A 16,680-nucleotide genomic window follows, 5' to 3' on the forward strand; every position below is an offset into this window, starting at 1 on the left:
TCAATGAATAGCGATATATTTTGCCTTTTAATCAGTAAACACGCTTAATAAAATAACGAATTTAAATAACAGCCAAGAACACTAAAAAAGGTGTAAGCGCACCTTTTTTTGCATTTCATGATAGAAGTCATATCACATTTTATTCAATACTTTCGTCCTAGTAACAAAACTACTCCTTTTTAAGTATGATTCCGTGAAATATTTGATATCTCTCACAAATATTATCCACTGAGGTTGATATGTTAACTACAGATAAAATAATCCGTAGAGGTAACACCATGGCGACAAAATTCTTTATTCCTAGTGTCAATATCCTAGGTAAAAACGGCGTTGAAGAAGCAGTAAAAGACATTAAAAGTTTTGGCTTTAAACACGCACTTATCGTTACAGATAAACCATTGGTAGCTATTGGTTTAGTCGCCAAGGTAGCCGATAAATTGCAAACCGAAAATATTCAAGTGTCAGTTTTTGATGGCGTTCAGCCTAACCCCACTACAGGCAACGTAGAAGCTGGATTGGCTTTGTTAACTAAAAACCAATGTGACTTTATTGTCTCGCTTGGTGGTGGTTCACCACATGATTGCGCCAAGGGAATAGCATTAGTTGCCACCAATGGCGGCAGCATTAAAGATTATGAAGGCGTTGATATGTCATCTAAGCCTCAATTTCCTTTAGTCGCTATTAACACTACAGCAGGCACAGCAAGTGAAATGACACGTTTTTGTATTATCACCGATGAAGCACGTCATATCAAAATGGCTATTGTTGACAAAAATACCACTCCTATTTTATCGGTAAATGACCCCGAATTAATGCTCGAAAAACCTGCGGCATTAACCGCAGCAACAGGTATGGATGCATTAACACATGCTATTGAAGCCTATGTCTCTATTGCCGCTAATCCGATTACTGATGCGTGTGCCATTAAAGCAATCGAATTAATTCGAGCAAATTTAATTAATGCAGTAAAAGAGGGTCACAATATTGATGCCCGTGAGCAAATGGCTTACGCCCAGTTTTTAGCCGGTATGGCATTCAACAATGCAAGCTTAGGGTATGTACATGCTATGGCGCACCAATTAGGGGGTTCTATGACTTACCTCACGGAGTTTGTAATGCCATTTTATTACCCTATGTGCAAATTTATAACGCCAAAGTGGTACCGCAACGCTTAGCCGACGTGGCCAAAGCGATGGGAGAAGAGATCAGTGGTTTATCAGCTGAAGCAGCCGCCATGCTAGCCATTAGTGCAATTAAGCGCTTATCTGAAGCTGTCAACATTCCAGCGACACTTAGCGAGCTTGGCGTAAAAGCTGAAGATATTCCAACACTGGCAGAAAATGCATTAAAAGATGCCTGTGGTTTTACTAACCCACAACAGGCAAGCTTTGAAGAAATATGTCAAATTTATCAAGCTGCGTTGTAAAAGTTAACCGGTAAAACGATTAGTACTGTTTTCCAAAAATATCATTTCAATAAATAAAAAGCTCGCATATTTTGCGAGCTTTTTATTAGAAAAATTTTGTTTATCAACAGATGGTTAGTCAGTACATTAGTAAAAGCGAACCTAGATCTCAGTTCTGATAATAACGATTGACCACCATAGAATTTACGGTCTATGATAAATTATCTTATAAAGAAAAGGTGCACCTAAAATGACAGCGATAACTCATGTCCACAATTACACCGTTCGTTGCCCTCACTACCAACAAAATGACAAGCAAGCCTCTTGGCAGAATCATATCGAAGTTAACCATTCTTGCGAAATAGCCTTAGACAGAATCACTAAATGGCATAACAATGCTGGCAGTAAATTATTTGAAATAGACGGCATTACTATTCGTAAAGCTGATAAGGAAGAAGCTTACTTTGCGATGCAAAGTAGTCGCTTAAAAAATGATGGTCACGGTTTGGTAACCTTTAAAGTTTATTTAGATAATTGTTGCCAAGATGCTTCGGTAAACGACATTATGACTCATCTGATTAATGACTATATGCAACGCTGTGAAAAAATAAGCTAGTCAAATAACAGCCCACAATACAGTCAACAATAAAGGTTTAGTATCACTACTAAACCTTTTTTATTACTTCAAAACCACAATAAATTTAGGTAATAACTATCCGCAGTTTAGCTGCATAAAGCCGCCTGCATGAGTGCTCTTATCAAAGGTTAAGCCTTTAAAATGATTATTAAGCAACGCTTGCTGATGTTCTTGAAAATGCGTACTAATACACAAATACTCACCAGTCGAAAGGTGACGGTGTTGCACGCTGGGGTTATCCCATAAAACAGAGCCTATTGGCTGACAATCTGGCAATGCTAAAGGCAATAAACCGGTGCTATTTCGCAAATAACATCTTAATCCTGCTCCTGCTCGCGCAATAACAGCATCATAACGCTTCAAGTCGATACTGATATAAACCATATTGGTAAAAATATGTAGCCCGGAACTCATTATCCGTGAGTTGAGATAATTAAGCATCTCAACGGGGTTAAGTAGCTCGCTACTTGTTCCAGTTCTAAAGCTTTTCAGTTTTTGATTAATAAAACTACGCAATAATACACATCCAAATGCGGCACTGTTATCTTCAGGTTGAAAATGAGCCATATACATCACAAGGTGATCATCACCGACCATAGTCGAATCAATAAAATAAGCACTGACATCGCTGTTTTTAAATAAACTGTAATCTATCGCAGCTTGCGGATATTGAATGTGAGAAGCGGGGAAAAGTTGTTGTTGCACATTTTTAGCGGCATGTGAGCTTTGCTCAAGTAACAATAAATTTTCATTTAATTCAAGATATGATAGCTCAGCTAATTGATGCTCAAATACATCTGTGGGGTCATAGGTATTCTTTGCGGTTTGATTAACGGAGTGGTTTAATGCCTGTTGGATAGCCGCTTCAATAATAAATAAATCCGCCAAGGGTTTAACAAGATAATCACACGCCCCTATGCGTAATGCTTCGACGACATCTGGCATTTCATCGTTACCAGAAATCACAATTACAGGCACATTTGGATTAATCACCATCATCTGCCTTATCATGGGTAAACCACCCAACTTAGGCATATTTAAATCAGCGATGACAATATCAAATGTTAACTCACTGAACAGCACTAAACCTTGATGCCCATTAGCAGCATATTTAACAACAGCCCCTTTGCTTTGCAAAAAGTCTGTCATTAACTGACTAAAAATAGGATCATCTTCAACAATTAAAACCGATATATCTGTCAGTGCCATGCTACAACTCCACAGATGAAAACCTCCCAGAGTCGTTATCTCTCTGGCTACTTACTCTAACTCATCCATATATTCATCTAACAGTTCATCATCCTGTTGATATTGAGGCACATTACCATCATAAACTTTATAATCCATGTGCTGAAAATATGCTTCTTTTACAAATGTATAAGGGTCAAGAGCATTGTCTAGCAGTCTTTCTTGATCGATAGCGGATGCACGTGTGTGCAACCCTTTAAATGCCCACTTTAAAGCTGATTGCCATAAAGTAAACTCTGATAAAGGGAAGTATAGACCATCAACCCAGTCTGTCGCGAGTTCACGTGTCACATAAGGGCCTAAAAAGGGCGCCATAAAATACGGACCATTGGGTACACCGTAATATCCGAGCACTTCATTGAAGTCATCATCTTTACGCGCCATGCCGATCATTTCTGCAACATCAACAATGCCCAGAAGTCCTAAGGTGCTATTAATAGTGAATCGCCCACCAGCATTGGCAGACCAACCCCATTTACCTTGCAAGGCGTTGTTGACCATCGAGCTAGGCTCTTCAAAATTACGAACAAAATTATCTAAACCTGACTTTACCGGGTGAGGAACATAATCATTGTAACCATGTGCTACTGGGCGAAATAAATACTTATCGAAGTATAAGTAATTTAAATCCCACATCACGCGGTTAAATCCTTCAAATGGATCTCGGGGATCATTATGGATTACGGTAACTGAAGATACATTGTCGCCGACTTGCATTAAATCGGTATCAGGCTCACTAGCGGCAGCATTACTGACATTCAATAACAGGAAAGGAAGTAATATTCCCTTAGACTTATTCATAATACTCTCTTAAAAACACAGCGGATAAAGCTATAAACAAACTGCTATTTTGTCGTTTTTATTAAAGCAATGATTGTTCAAGTCGATAAATGCTGAGATAGTCAATCCCAGCGAACTACACAGGCTAACGAGTCATTAAAAATTGACTATGTACTCTAAAAAGCCATTAGGCCGCTAAGGATACTTCAGCAGACATTAATCGCAAACTCAAAATTGTAAAAATAAATGAAAATTGCATCTTTAGTTTTATAACAGAAACACCTAAGGCCATAACATGAAGGCGCCACACACAAGATTACAGCCAGCAGTAAGTTCTAGCCCTGATGGTAAAACTGAGCAAATAAATAAAGTCACTGGCTCTGCTAATCAGCATGCACAGGCGCCTGTAAATAAGTCTCAATCTTTGTTAGATGTCCCCTTACGTGCAAGTGTCAATAACTCTGCCTATGTTGTTGCAACTACATCAGCCTCAGCAACAACCAATACAGTGCCAACTCAATCGGCTTCGACACAAGGTATAAGCACTCAACAGACAAGTTCAAGCACAACCAACAGCGCCATACTTGTCAGTGCAGACAAATCATTTATCTCGACCAATAATATCCAACCTGTGGTGATATCAACAACACAAAATAATAGTACGCCATCTCAAAATATGAACATCACCATTGCAAATCAGCAGTATCAATTTAACTTGACCGCAGAACTGCAAAAAATATTTCAAAACAGTGCTCAAATTGTTATTACTGCTGATGCGGCTAAAGAGGTTAACCTGCAACGAATAGCGGTCATTAATACATTAATGCAAACAGCCTCGCTAGATGGTGTACCTAAGTTGGCATCTTCATCTAAATCTACATCTTCATCTATGCTTGCACCAAATCACCAAGTTCAAACTCAGTTGATATTATTAGCACAAGCCATTCAAATAAAATTACCGACAACTCTGATTGCACTGGCGGTTAAAAATGGCGTATCAACTGAACAACTGTCACAATTAGCATCTCGGCCCCAAGGTTATCCATTACCCAATGCGATAATTAATCAACAACAACTCAGCTTTGTTGATGGGCCAACAATAAAATTAGATCATGCTCATTTGGCAAAGGGGCAATACCTAGTCAATATTATGAACGTTAATCAGCGATTGGTGCTGACTCTTACCCCTGTGCAAGCCGAAGTAAAGGTGAGTTTAACCCCAATAACTCAAACGCAAGATAGCACAATAACAACCAAGCAAGACTCTATTGTGTTAAGTAAACCAGAACCTTCACAGCTGCTCAATCTACTATTTAAAAAGCTCGAAACCTCATTGTTAACAGAAACGACACTCAGAAATAATCAGCCAACTAACGGACAAGCATCTCAATCTGAAACGGCCACTAAACAAGCTCTATCACCCGATAGTTTAAGTATACAGAGCAAATCAGCGGCTGTTACAGAGACTATTGCTAGCTCAAAAATAGACATATTATCTGCGCAAAAAATGGCTAAAGACATTGCTGGAGCTTTCAGTCAAAACGCTTTAAATCAGAACGCTTTAAATTCAGGTTCAACTAAAACTCAATCACCATTAGAGATAAATAATCCAGCTTCTTCAAATACAGAAAAACCGACTTTAGGTCCCATTGAAGTGTTGCAAAAAGCACTGTCTAAAGCAGGTGCCATGCCCGTAATGACTAAAACCGCCAACCAATCACCTCAAAATTTAGCATTAGAGTTACTAAAGTTACTGCCACAATTAGCGCCTCAACCTATGACAACATTGACAGAACCCAATCATTTACTGGGTGAATTACACAGTATAACCGGATTAAATTTAGCCCAAACAGCGCCTCCAGCTTCACAGTCTCAACTTTTTTCAGGTGGCGCTGTGTCAACATTATTTCAGTTATTGTTGGGCGTTAAAGCCCAAAATAGCGGCAAGCAAATCAGCGAAAAGCTACAAAACCACTTGCAGTTACTACAACGTTTAACCTCAGGAAAATCTTCAGCAAATAGTGGTTTATTGGGCTTGCTTGAAAAAGCAGGAACCTTAGATAGCATGAGTCAGCTAGCCAATAGTTTTCAACTTTATCAGCAAGCCAGCAGCAGTGATCAAACCATAAATTGGTATTTTGCTTTACCCTATTCCCTCAATCAACGAAACGAGCAATTTGAAGGGCACTTTCAAAAGGAACCCGATAAAGACACTGAAGATAAGGCGGGTTGGCGTTTACAGTTAAAATTTAATTTATCTCAAGGTGCTATTTTAATTATCGCCCACAAAAAAGCTGATGTTCTCAATTTACAATTTGAGGGTAATAACCAACAGCTATTAGATAAAATCTCCAATTTTGATAGCGCATTATCACAAAAAATGAGTCAAATTGGATTTACACCCGGCGAGTTTTCAACTCAAATAGCCAATATTCCAGCAACCCTGTTACCGGGTGATCATTTTTTGGTAAAAACACGCGCTTAATCGATTGGAGTTTGGAGTTTGGAGTTTGGAGTTTGGAGATAAAATATGCAAGAAAATGATCATAAAAGCAAAGTAAAACATGCTGTTGCCTTAAGTTTCGATGGTAAAAGTGCCCCAAAAATAACCGCGTCAGGGAAAGATTTAGTTGCTGATGAAATTATCTCACTGGCGAAAGAAGCAGGTGTTCATATTCATCAAGACCCTCATTTAAGCGAGTTTCTACAACTACTAGAAATAGGTGAAGAGGTGCCTAAAGAGCTTTATCTTTTAATTGCAGAGCTTATTGCCTTTGTCTATATGTTAGAGGGGAAATTCCCAGAGCAATGGAATAATTTGCATCAGCGTATCCTTACTGAAGTTTAATGACTGCCAGACACAGAGAGCAGGGATTTTGAAACCTTGTTCGCATGGTCAAATAGCTAAGTGACGTGGTAAACTTCATGTTCATTCCCTATTCCAGCAATTGACACAAAAACTCATGACTGACTCTCCATTTACTATCAGCAAAGTGGCCACTTCTAGTGCTGAAAAACGTGCTATAAGTTATGCCAGTACTATTTTCAATTTATTTGACTCTGTACTGACAACTAAGCAACCAGCAGATCGCATCATAGCCAACTATTTTAGAGAACATAAAAAGCATGGTTCAAAAGATCGACGTGTGATCAGAGAGAGTTTGTTTAGTTTATTTCGTTGGTGGGGCTGGATCCAACAACTTGGCGAATACCAACAACAAGAAACTTTTTTTAGCATGTTAGCGAGTGCGGCACAATTAGAAAACCACTCATGGATTGATATTCGTGACGCTTGGTTAACATTTGGCAAGCATAGTCATTTAGCCAACCCACTGCCATTATCAGCATCAGATAACGTTGTCGATAAACTTGATCTGTTTAAGCAATTCTCCCAACTGGATGACTGTACACTTGAACAGCTTTTACCCGCTTGGTTTTGGCAGCACTGTATTATAAACTCTGAGATAGAAAAGCAGGCTGTAATCCAAGCCATGAGTTCACGCCCGCCTATCTGGGCAAGAGCACAACAGGCTTCGACTCAAAATGTATTAAACCGGTTGTCCGTAGACAATATTCAAGCTGTAGGTTCTGAGTATTTTAGTGACACAATCAATTTAGGCCATAACAGCGTTAATTTAAATCAAGTAGCCGCATACACCGAAGGCTTGCTTGAGATCCAAGACATTGCTTCACAGGTGATTGGTCAAACTTGCGATCCTAAGCCGGACAGTCAATGGTGGGACGCTTGCTCCGGTGCTGGCGGCAAGAGCCTTCAATTATTATCATTAATGCAACAGGCTGGTATTGAGGGGCATGTAACAGCTTCTGACATAAGATTAAATCCGCTTAATGAGCTACTAAAACGTGCTAAAAGAGCCAACTTTAAGCAAATAAGTATTTCCCCATGGAAAACCGAGCAGCTGCCGGTTAAGTCAGACTTTTTTGATGGTGTGTTAGTCGATGCACCTTGCAGTTGTACAGGAACTTGGCGTAGAAACCCAGACATGCGCTGGATAGATGATGTTAGTAGTATAGAAATGAAGCCTCAGCTGCAATTAGATATTCTGAATCGCAGTGCTGATGCTGTAAAAGTCGGTGGGGAATTAGTCTACGCAACTTGCTCGCTTGCACAGGTAGAGAATCAACAGGTTGTGAAAGCATTCTTGCAAAGTAATGTTAACTTTGAACTGGTAATATTGACTCATCCTTTTGATGGTACACAAAGTAATATGATAACCGTGTGGCCACAGCAGGCCGACAGTGATGGTATGTTTGTCGCAAAAATGCGCCGAATAAAATAGTCATTCTTGCTATTAAAACGAAAAAACCATTACAGTTGTAATGGTTTTTTATTAACAAAGGCTATTTTTTATGCAACCGCAGCAGTAATTCAACCTCAGCTTTAGGCAATTCACATTCAAGCATAAGCTCTTCAATACCAGCGCCAAGTGCAATCATCTTCACTGCGCGCGAGTAAAGTTTAGCCTGCGGATCTTGTTGGCTTGCTTCATCAATAAGATCTGACTGTTTAGTCAATTTCTTCTCAATTTCAGCCAGTTTACGCCCCATGCCTATCGTACCACTGCGAAGCTCATTGAGTTCACGCTTGACAGCTTCTCTTTGACGATCGCTTTCTTTTACTAATAAAGTTAACGCTTCCACTTTGCTTTTTAACTTACTTGATTGTTGTTGCAAATAAAGCACTACACCTAAACAGGCAATGACATAGACCAAGGCTGCTATTAAAAATTCATCACCCATGTTTTACTCTCAAAAAACGCTTAAAACAAAAAGCCAGCATACTGAATGAGCTGGCCCTTTGTCACTGAAAAGTTTATTTAAATATCTGTTAACTCTTCCCACTCTTCGTCGGATAACAATTTATCGAGGTCTACTAAAATCAATAGTTCATTGTCGCGATTACTCACACCCTGGATAAACTTAGCACTTTCTTCGGTGCCCACGTTAGGTGCATTATCGATCTCAGAGCGGCGTAGATAAACAACCTCAGCAACACTGTCGACTAGAATACCAATAACTTGTTTTTCCGCTTCGATAATAACAATACGCGTAGAATCATCTACATCAGCAGGCTGCAAACCAAAACGTGAGCGGGTATCAATAACCGTCACTACATTGCCTCGCAGATTAATAATTCCCAATACGTAATGCGGTGCACCTGGTACTGGAGCAATTTCAGTGTATCGTAATACTTCCTGAACTTGCATTACGTTAATGCCATAGGTTTCATTATCTAATTTAAATGTAACCCACTGTAATACTGCATCGTCTGAACCTGCAGCTACAGCTGCTACACTTCTAGAATCACTCATAGTTAACCTCGGTCAATCGAATCCTGACAACCTAAACCTGCATCAAGCATGTCAATCAAAGCTTGTACATGCAATATGCCACACATTTGTTGTTTTACAACTCCGGCAAGCCACGGACGCTTACCAGGTTTCTCACGCCAATTGACGTGTGATTTATTAATCTTGACGGCATTGACTAGCGATTCACAAGCCAGTCCCCATCGACTATCGTCCAGCATCACCAGATACTGATAATCTATCGACTCAGCCATTTCAGGAGAATATTTCTCTGGCATCACCCAGGCACAAGTATCCACCACATTAATTTTTTGTTCTCGATAGGGCTGAACCCCTAAAAACCATTTAGGACGACCTATTAAATGGTTTATTCGTTCCACTTTTACAATACCACCTAAATTAACTAGGGGTACTGCTAATGTTAACCCTGCAACATTAAAAAACAGTACTTGAAACTCATCATCAAGCACTTGTTGTAAATCATGAGTGATACTCGGTGGTATTGCACCTAATTGTGTCTCAGGTACTACATCAAGTTTCTCTTCACTATTTATAATAGCTTCATTTACAGAACTTGGGGTTGTTTCTGTTAAATTTATATCGACTAAAGGCTTGATTTCTTTATTGGCATTTAGTGTTTTTTGTAATGAAAGAGGATTAACTGCAGTTTTTTTAATCGATTCCTCTATTGGCAGTCCTAAATTTTGTCTTACCTTATCTGCACTGGCCTTAATTTCCTGAGCTGTTATTGTCATTTTAGAAGAATCTGGCATAGCTTCAGTTTTGACGTCAGGTTTTACTTCAGGCTTTGAGACGGCCGACAATAACTTTTCAAGTGCTTGCTTATTAATACTCTCACTTGGTTCTGCAAAACTTCTTTCTAGAATCGAATTTAATGGCTGCTGATATTTAACTGCAGCATTTGGTTTATTTAACACCTCAAAGGAAGTTTTAGAGTATTTATCATCGATTTGATCAACACCTATCGCATCCGCCGTATCCACTCTTTTTGAAATAAACCTCGTCTCAGATAGTTTTTCTGGTTCAGAAAGGTCTTTTGCAAAATGAGAGTCTGGTAAGGTTTTTATCTCTGCTGTGGACTTTTTAGTGATTAAATTTGAAACTAACTTGTCAGAACTTGTTCGACTTATTTTACCTTTTGATATCAGCCCTGTAGAGTCAGAATTCTCAGATGCAACAAATCCCTGCTTTGCATCATTCGATTGCGCAGTTTGTGTATCCTCAGTAGTGTCCGAAGTCGGCTCAGTGAGGAGCATTGTAAAATAATCAAAAACAGTTTCATCAACCGATTTTGACATGTGCTAACTCCCGCGAATCAAGGTAATTTAACAGTAAATTGTAGGCTTTTACTCCACGGCTAGATGGAGAATAATGCGATGCAGGTAAGTGCGCTAAACTGGCATCCCTAAACTTAGTATCTACAGGGATCACATTATCTGGCCATAGGTTTTTATTATATTTTTCTTGCATATACGACAATGCTATCGGAGAAGCTTTTGTGCGTTTGTCATACATTGTCGGCACGACAGTATAGCTATACCGAGTCTTTTTAGAACGCCCCATTAGCTCCATCGTTTTAATCATTCTGTCTAAACCTTTAATCGCCAAAAATTCAGTTTGAACAGGAATAACAATATGTTGGCTCGCCGCTAATGCATTAACCATCAATACACCTAAAACGGGTGGACAATCAATAATGGCAATATCATATTTATCTTCTAGTAACACGAGTAGATTACGTAACACCAGGCCCATACCTTCTTGATGCCCTAATGCTCGGTCTAATGTTGCTAATGCCATTGTTGCTGGCAGTAAATCAAGCCCCTCAAGTTGAGTTGGCATAATATATTGTTGGATAAATTCTGCGGTAAGCGACTTATGATTTACAAATACATCATAAAGCGAGCCTGGAACCTCTTCAGAATCAATGCCTAAGTAATAACCTAGTGAAGCATGAGGATCTGTATCTATCATTAAAACACGCTGCCCACGCTTAACTATAGCGCCAGCTAAACTTGCCACAGTTGTGGTTTTACCTACCCCACCCTTTTGATTTGCTACGGTCCAGACTTTCAAATATTCATTCCTCGGCCTGTTATTATGAGTGAGATTTTATCATGCTAGCGTTTTGATTCAGTTTCTTTAGGTAATTCACGTGTAGTTACTCTTATACCACCATGAGGTAAGCGAATAACTTTTACACCATCAGCATTTTCAGACACTAACACATCTGTCGGTGGATTATCGTGAACCATTTGAGTAGCTGAAGGCTCAGTTTTAGAGAACTCTGTTGCTATTTGTGGCCCTAATAACACACTTTGCTGGGGTGAGTTTTCACCGACATTCCCATAAGTGCTGCTCTTATCACGACCTGCAAACTCAATAATTGTTTCAGTTTGATCTGGATGTTGCGCTAACCAATTTGCAATATCAGCAGCTTGCTCATCAGGTACCATCAGTAACACTTGTGAAGCTGCCAACCTTTCTACATCTGCCTTTAAAAGATCATTTTTTTTAAGGGCGTCAAAATATAAACTCGACAGCGCGATTACCGCTAACATTAATAAAAAAAGCATTAAATTGATACCGACGCTGCCACGGTAATATTTAAAACCTTGACTAGCCACGAGAAGTCTCTTTTAAAATTGACTCAGCCATGTTGTCCAAGCTAATAGAGTGACTAGCAATGCCTGCTGAGGCAACAGCTTGTGGCATACCATATACAACACAACTTGCTTCATCTTGCGCCCAAATATTGGCACCAGCAGCTTTCAGCATTCTAGCCCCTTCACGTCCATCTGCGCCCATGCCTGTTAATACTACGGCTAAAATGTCTCCCCCATAAGCTTTAGATGCCGATGCGAAGGTAATATCTACGCAGGGTTTATAGTTCATGTCACTGTTTCCAGGGATAACTTTTAACCGACCTGATATACCCGCTTTTTCTACTAACATTTGCATACCACCCGGCGCTAAATATGCACAGCCAGGCTTAAGCACATCGCCACTTGCCGCTTCTTTTACACTAATCTGGCAAAGGCTATCTAAACGAGTAGCAAAAGCAGGTGTAAACGCCGCTGGCATATGTTGAATAAGTAAAATGGGATGCGGGTAATTTGCAGGGAATTGAGTTAACACCTTTTGCAAGGCTACTGGACCGCCTGTAGAAGTACCAATTAGCAATAATTTATATGATTTACCACTGGCACGGATAGAAGAAGGTAAGTTCGGGACTGTTGATGCATTACCTAATGTTGAGCCTAACGTCGTTCGTGTTGAAGTGTCAGCTGAAGAAGACGATAAGCTCCTACGAGAGGTTAACGAACTTGCCGCATTGGCACTATTTAAGTTTGTGTTGGATGAGCTTAAGCTGCCTGTAAGTGAACTAGAAGACCTATAAGCTGTAGGAGCAGATGGTGATATACGGCTAACAGGTCTAAACACCCTTCTACGCCCTAACGCTTTTATACGTTGTTGTAGCAGAAGTATCGCATCATCTTTATTTGTAGCAATATCTTCAAAACGTTTAGGTAAAAAATCAAGTGCCCCAGCTTCAAGTGCATCTAAAGTCGATTTAGCACCATCATGAGTTAATGATGAAAACATAAGAATAGGAACAGGGGTACTTGCCATAATCGCGCGAACAGCACTTATACCGTCCATCACTGGCATTTCAATATCCATAGTGATGACATTCGGACTAAGTTCTGCCGCCATTTTAACAGCTTCTTCGCCATTGACAGCCACGCCCACAACTTCGAGTTCAGGATCTTGATTAACAATCTCACTGACTCGACGTCGAAAAAAGCTTGAGTCGTCAACAACTAATACTTTTATAGCCATTTCATTCCTTAAATAATGGAACTTTTATTTTTTATTTTTGGCGTACTGTTTTAATAAACCTGGTACATCTAAAATCAGCGCAATACCACCGTCTGAGGTAATTGTTGCCCCCGCCATACCCGGCGTACCTTGTAGCATACTTCCTAACGGCTTAATAACCACTTCTTCCTGTCCAATTAAACCATCAACCACAAAGCCAATCTGTTTTGTACCTAATTGAACAATAACGACATGGCCGTGCTTTTTATCACCATGTTTAAACTTAGTTTTATGGCTGTGCAACCAATGCTCTAAATAAAATAATGGTACGGCTTTATTGCGTACAATAACGGTTAGCTGACCATCTACAACATTGGTTTTGGTTAAATCAAGATGGAAGATCTCATTGACACTTGATAGCGGTAAAGCAAACACTTGCTTAGATACATCAACCATTAAGGTCGGCATAATAGCTAGCGTTAACGGTACTTTAATTTCTAAAACAGTGCCTTTGCCCTTCAATGAGTCGATATGAACAGTACCGTTTAGCTGAGTAATACGGGTTTTCACCACGTCCATACCCACGCCACGACCAGAAATATCTGATACCTCCACTTTAGTTGAAAAGCCTGGCGCAAAAATTAAATTATATGCTTCGGAATCTGTCATCCTAGATGCAGTATCCTCATCAAGCACACCACGGGTAATAGCGATCTCTTTCAGCTTTTGCGGGTCCATTCCCGCACCATCATCTTCAATTTTCAGTAAGATGTGATCGCCTTCTTGGCTTGCTGATAATGTAATAGTACCTGTTCTTGACTTGCCATTCGCCTCACGGGTAATAGGCATTTCAATCCCGTGATCAACCGAGTTACGCACTAAATGCACTAACGGGTCGGCTAAAGCTTCGACAAGGTTTTTGTCTAGATCGGTTTCTTCACCAATCATAACTAAATCAATTTCTTTATTAAGTGTACGCGCTAAGTCACGCACAACCCGCGGAAAGCGACCAAAAACCTTCTTAATTGGCTGCATACGAGTTTTCATTACTGCGCCTTGCAAATCAGCAGTAACTAAATCTAAATTTGCCAGTGCTTTTGACATTTCCTCGTCTTCACGAGTAACGCCTAAACTAACTAACCTATTTCGGACTAATACCAACTCACCGACCATATTCATAATTTGATCAAGTCTAGCGGTATCAACACGAACAGTTGTTTCTCCCTGAGGAACAGATGCAGCCGCTTTTGTTGGCGCCTTATCTTTAATAACCACGTCAACATTTGCTACAGGAGCAGGTGCTTTAGGTTGAGGAACTGGAGCTGGAACTGGAGCTGCTGCGGCCTTTACTGGCTCAACGGTTTTAGGTGCCGCTGTTTTAGGTGCTGCTGTAGAACTTGACGCAGAAGTATCTACTTTAGCAGGCGAAGAACCTTTACCATGAAGCTCATCAAGTAACTTCTCAAACTCGTCGTCGGTTATATCATCTGAGTCTACCATTTGAACTGGAGGCTCTACAGATTTAGCTGGTGCAGGTTTACTCTCAGCTGCACTTAATTTATTTGAACCATGAAGTTCATCTAACAATGCCTCAAATTCGTCATCAGAAATTTCATCTGAGCCAACAGGAGCTGGAGCTGATTGCTGAGGTGTTTTAGCTGTTGATGAAGTAGTTGCTACAGGACTATTACCTTGACCATGAAGCGCATCTAATAATGCTTCAAATTCGGACTCATTTATTTCGTCAATATTAGTGTCAGCGCTAACATTGTCTTCAATGAATTCTGGTTGATTGACAGGCGCGATTTCCTCTACGAGTTCTTCTACTGGCTCTTGAATCAGCTCTTCACTCTGCCCGCCCATTTCTGATGGCAAAGGTGCACCCGAACTGAGTAGCTTCAATTTATTAAGTAGTTCGACTTCAACAGGATCTTGTTCTTCGCCTTGCTGAGTTTGGGCAAACATAATGTTAATAGCATCAACTGCCTGCAAAATGATATCCATCAATTCTGCATTAACACTCCGTTTTCCGGTTCTCAATAGATCGAAGGTATTTTCCGCTTCATGGCAGACGTCTACCATAGGTTTCAAACTTAAAAAACCAGCTCCACCTTTTACAGTATGGAAACCGCGAAAAATAGCATTCAACAAATTACTGTCATCAGGATTATTTTCAAGCGCAACTAACTGCTCTTGAAGAAGCTCTAAAATCTCACCAGCCTCTACCAAAAAGTCCTGGAGTATCTCTTCATCAACATCAAATGACATTCAACTGACTCCTAATTAGAAACCCAGACTGGATAGCAAATCATCAACTTCATCTTGACCTGCGACCACGTCATCACGCAATTCTGCGTGCATAATTGGGCCCTCTGCCTCTATTTTATTCTCTTTTTTAACAGTTTCCGGTTGCGGCGTATAATCACCAAATACTGTCAACATAGAGACTAGATTATTTTCGACTTCGCGAACTAAGTCGATAACTCGACGGATCATTTGCCCTGTTAAGTCTTGAAAATCCTGCGCCATCAGTATTTCATTTAGTAATTGTCGTAAACGGGTTGTATCGTGTTCACTATGTGACATAAGCTGCTGAACATCATGACAAAGTTTTTTGAACTCACTCAACTCTATGTCTCGACGCATTAACTTATCCCACATAGGGGTAACAGATTTTATATTGGTAATTATTGTATCGGCCAAAGGTAAACATTCTTCAACTGCATCCATGGTTTTATTTGCAGCTTGTTCTGTCATATCAATAACGTAATTTAATCTCTCTTTAGCATCCGGTATTTCAACCTTGGCTAATTCTGATAAACGGTTATCTACCTGAAAATCTTGAAGTGCACTATGAAGTTGACGTGTTAATTTCCCGACCTCTTCAAATAATTCACGCTGTATTGGTGTAGCGAGTTCTCTAACAACGTCGTCAGCTTGATCTTGCTCCCCCGCAGTAAGCAGTTCGACAAGTTGCTGGGCCTGCTCGAGAGTAATTAACCCCGATATTATTGGCTGCATAACTTATCCTTGCTTAAGCGAGACGTTCAAAAATTTTATCTAATTTCTCTTTAAGGGTAGCCGCTGTGAAAGGTTTAACAACATATCCATTCACACCTGCTTGGGCGGCTGCAATAATTTGCTCACGCTTAGCTTCTGCCGTAACCATCAAAACAGGTAAATGTTTTAATGAATCATCGGCACGAATAGCCTTCAGCAAATCAATACCTTGCATACCAGGCATATTCCAATCTGTTACAACAAAGTCAAAATCACCTTTTTGCAACATAGGTAAGGCTGTTGATCCATCATCTGCTTCTTGGGTATTATTGAATCCCAAGTCTCGCAACAAGTTCTTTATGATACGTCGCATTGTTGAAAAGTCGTCAACAATAAGAATCTTCATATTCTTGTCCAAGGTTTCCTCCGGTGAGCTG

The 16,680-nt window shown here is 40.0% G+C and carries 15 protein-coding genes and 1 pseudogene; 5 read left to right on the top strand and 11 right to left on the bottom strand.

Annotated features, from left to right (window positions below):
• Positions 1-278 precede the first annotated feature (278 nt).
• Positions 279-1,426 (top strand): annotated as a pseudogene (gene yiaY / locus ACRWQL_RS04025) (L-threonine dehydrogenase).
• 229 nt (positions 1,427-1,655) lie between these two features.
• Positions 1,656-2,021, top strand: a complete 366-nt coding sequence (locus ACRWQL_RS04030) for a cytoplasmic protein (protein ID WP_434928756.1) — start codon at positions 1,656-1,658, stop codon at positions 2,019-2,021.
• Between the two features lie 96 nt (positions 2,022-2,117).
• Here ACRWQL_RS04030 and ACRWQL_RS04035 read toward each other — a convergent pair whose 3' ends face one another.
• Positions 2,118-3,251 (bottom strand): response regulator, encoded by a 1,134-nt coding sequence (locus ACRWQL_RS04035; RefSeq protein ID WP_434928755.1) that lies wholly within the window; start codon positions 3,249-3,251, stop codon positions 2,118-2,120.
• A gap of 51 nt (positions 3,252-3,302) precedes the next feature.
• Positions 3,303-4,007: an MlaA family lipoprotein gene (locus ACRWQL_RS04040; protein ID WP_434953330.1), complete on the bottom strand. Its 705-nt coding sequence runs from the start codon at positions 4,005-4,007 to the stop codon at positions 3,303-3,305.
• A 358-nt stretch (positions 4,008-4,365) separates the two neighbouring features.
• On the opposite strand from ACRWQL_RS04040, the gene ACRWQL_RS04045 reads away from it, so the two are divergent.
• From ACRWQL_RS04045 to ACRWQL_RS04055, 3 genes are all read left to right on the top strand, one after another.
• The gene (locus ACRWQL_RS04045) at positions 4,366-6,555 is read left to right on the top strand and encodes a hypothetical protein (protein WP_434952477.1); all 2,190 of its coding nucleotides are present in this window, start codon (positions 4,366-4,368) and stop codon (positions 6,553-6,555) included.
• A gap of 45 nt (positions 6,556-6,600) precedes the next feature.
• Positions 6,601-6,918: an EscU/YscU/HrcU family type III secretion system export apparatus switch protein gene (locus ACRWQL_RS04050; protein ID WP_434952479.1), complete on the top strand. Its 318-nt coding sequence runs from the start codon at positions 6,601-6,603 to the stop codon at positions 6,916-6,918.
• A 115-nt stretch (positions 6,919-7,033) separates the two neighbouring features.
• Positions 7,034-8,371, top strand: coding sequence for an RsmB/NOP family class I SAM-dependent RNA methyltransferase (locus tag ACRWQL_RS04055; RefSeq protein WP_434952481.1), 1,338 nt, complete (start codon positions 7,034-7,036; stop codon positions 8,369-8,371).
• A 61-nt stretch (positions 8,372-8,432) separates the two neighbouring features.
• On the opposite strand, the gene ACRWQL_RS04060 is transcribed toward ACRWQL_RS04055, so the two are convergent.
• The 9 genes from ACRWQL_RS04060 to cheY all read right to left on the bottom strand — a co-directional run bounded on the left by ACRWQL_RS04060 (position 8,433) and on the right by cheY (position 16,661).
• Entirely contained in the window at positions 8,433-8,831 is a 399-nt protein-coding gene (locus ACRWQL_RS04060; protein WP_434952483.1) for a DUF2802 domain-containing protein, read from the bottom strand.
• 77 nt (positions 8,832-8,908) lie between these two features.
• Entirely contained in the window at positions 8,909-9,403 is a 495-nt protein-coding gene (locus ACRWQL_RS04065; protein ID WP_226410437.1) for a chemotaxis protein CheW, read from the bottom strand.
• Positions 9,404-9,405: 2 nt separating this feature from the next.
• Entirely contained in the window at positions 9,406-10,719 is a 1,314-nt protein-coding gene (locus ACRWQL_RS04070; RefSeq protein ID WP_434952485.1) for a chemotaxis protein CheW, read from the bottom strand.
• The gene (locus tag ACRWQL_RS04075) at positions 10,703-11,497 is read right to left on the bottom strand and encodes a ParA family protein (RefSeq protein ID WP_226410439.1); all 795 of its coding nucleotides are present in this window, start codon (positions 11,495-11,497) and stop codon (positions 10,703-10,705) included. Before ACRWQL_RS04075 ends, ACRWQL_RS04070 begins: the two co-directional genes overlap by 17 nt.
• A gap of 44 nt (positions 11,498-11,541) precedes the next feature.
• Positions 11,542-12,048, bottom strand: coding sequence for a membrane anchored protein in chemotaxis locus (locus ACRWQL_RS04080; RefSeq protein WP_434928750.1), 507 nt, complete (start codon positions 12,046-12,048; stop codon positions 11,542-11,544).
• Entirely contained in the window at positions 12,041-13,264 is a 1,224-nt protein-coding gene (locus ACRWQL_RS04085) for a protein-glutamate methylesterase/protein-glutamine glutaminase (RefSeq protein WP_434940409.1), read from the bottom strand. The genes ACRWQL_RS04080 and ACRWQL_RS04085 overlap by 8 nt, the downstream gene beginning before the upstream one ends.
• 24 nt (positions 13,265-13,288) lie before the next feature.
• Entirely contained in the window at positions 13,289-15,511 is a 2,223-nt protein-coding gene (locus ACRWQL_RS04090; protein ID WP_434952487.1) for a chemotaxis protein CheA, read from the bottom strand.
• A gap of 15 nt (positions 15,512-15,526) precedes the next feature.
• Positions 15,527-16,264: a protein phosphatase CheZ gene (locus ACRWQL_RS04095; protein ID WP_434928747.1), complete on the bottom strand. Its 738-nt coding sequence runs from the start codon at positions 16,262-16,264 to the stop codon at positions 15,527-15,529.
• A 13-nt stretch (positions 16,265-16,277) separates the two neighbouring features.
• Positions 16,278-16,661 (bottom strand): chemotaxis response regulator CheY, encoded by a 384-nt coding sequence (cheY, locus tag ACRWQL_RS04100; protein WP_007649667.1) that lies wholly within the window; start codon positions 16,659-16,661, stop codon positions 16,278-16,280.
• Positions 16,662-16,680 lie beyond the last annotated feature (19 nt).

Origin of the sequence: Shewanella sp. HL-SH4 (assembly GCF_051164845.1) — a bacterium.
Classification (GTDB): domain Bacteria; phylum Pseudomonadota; class Gammaproteobacteria; order Enterobacterales; family Shewanellaceae; genus Shewanella; species Shewanella glacialimarina.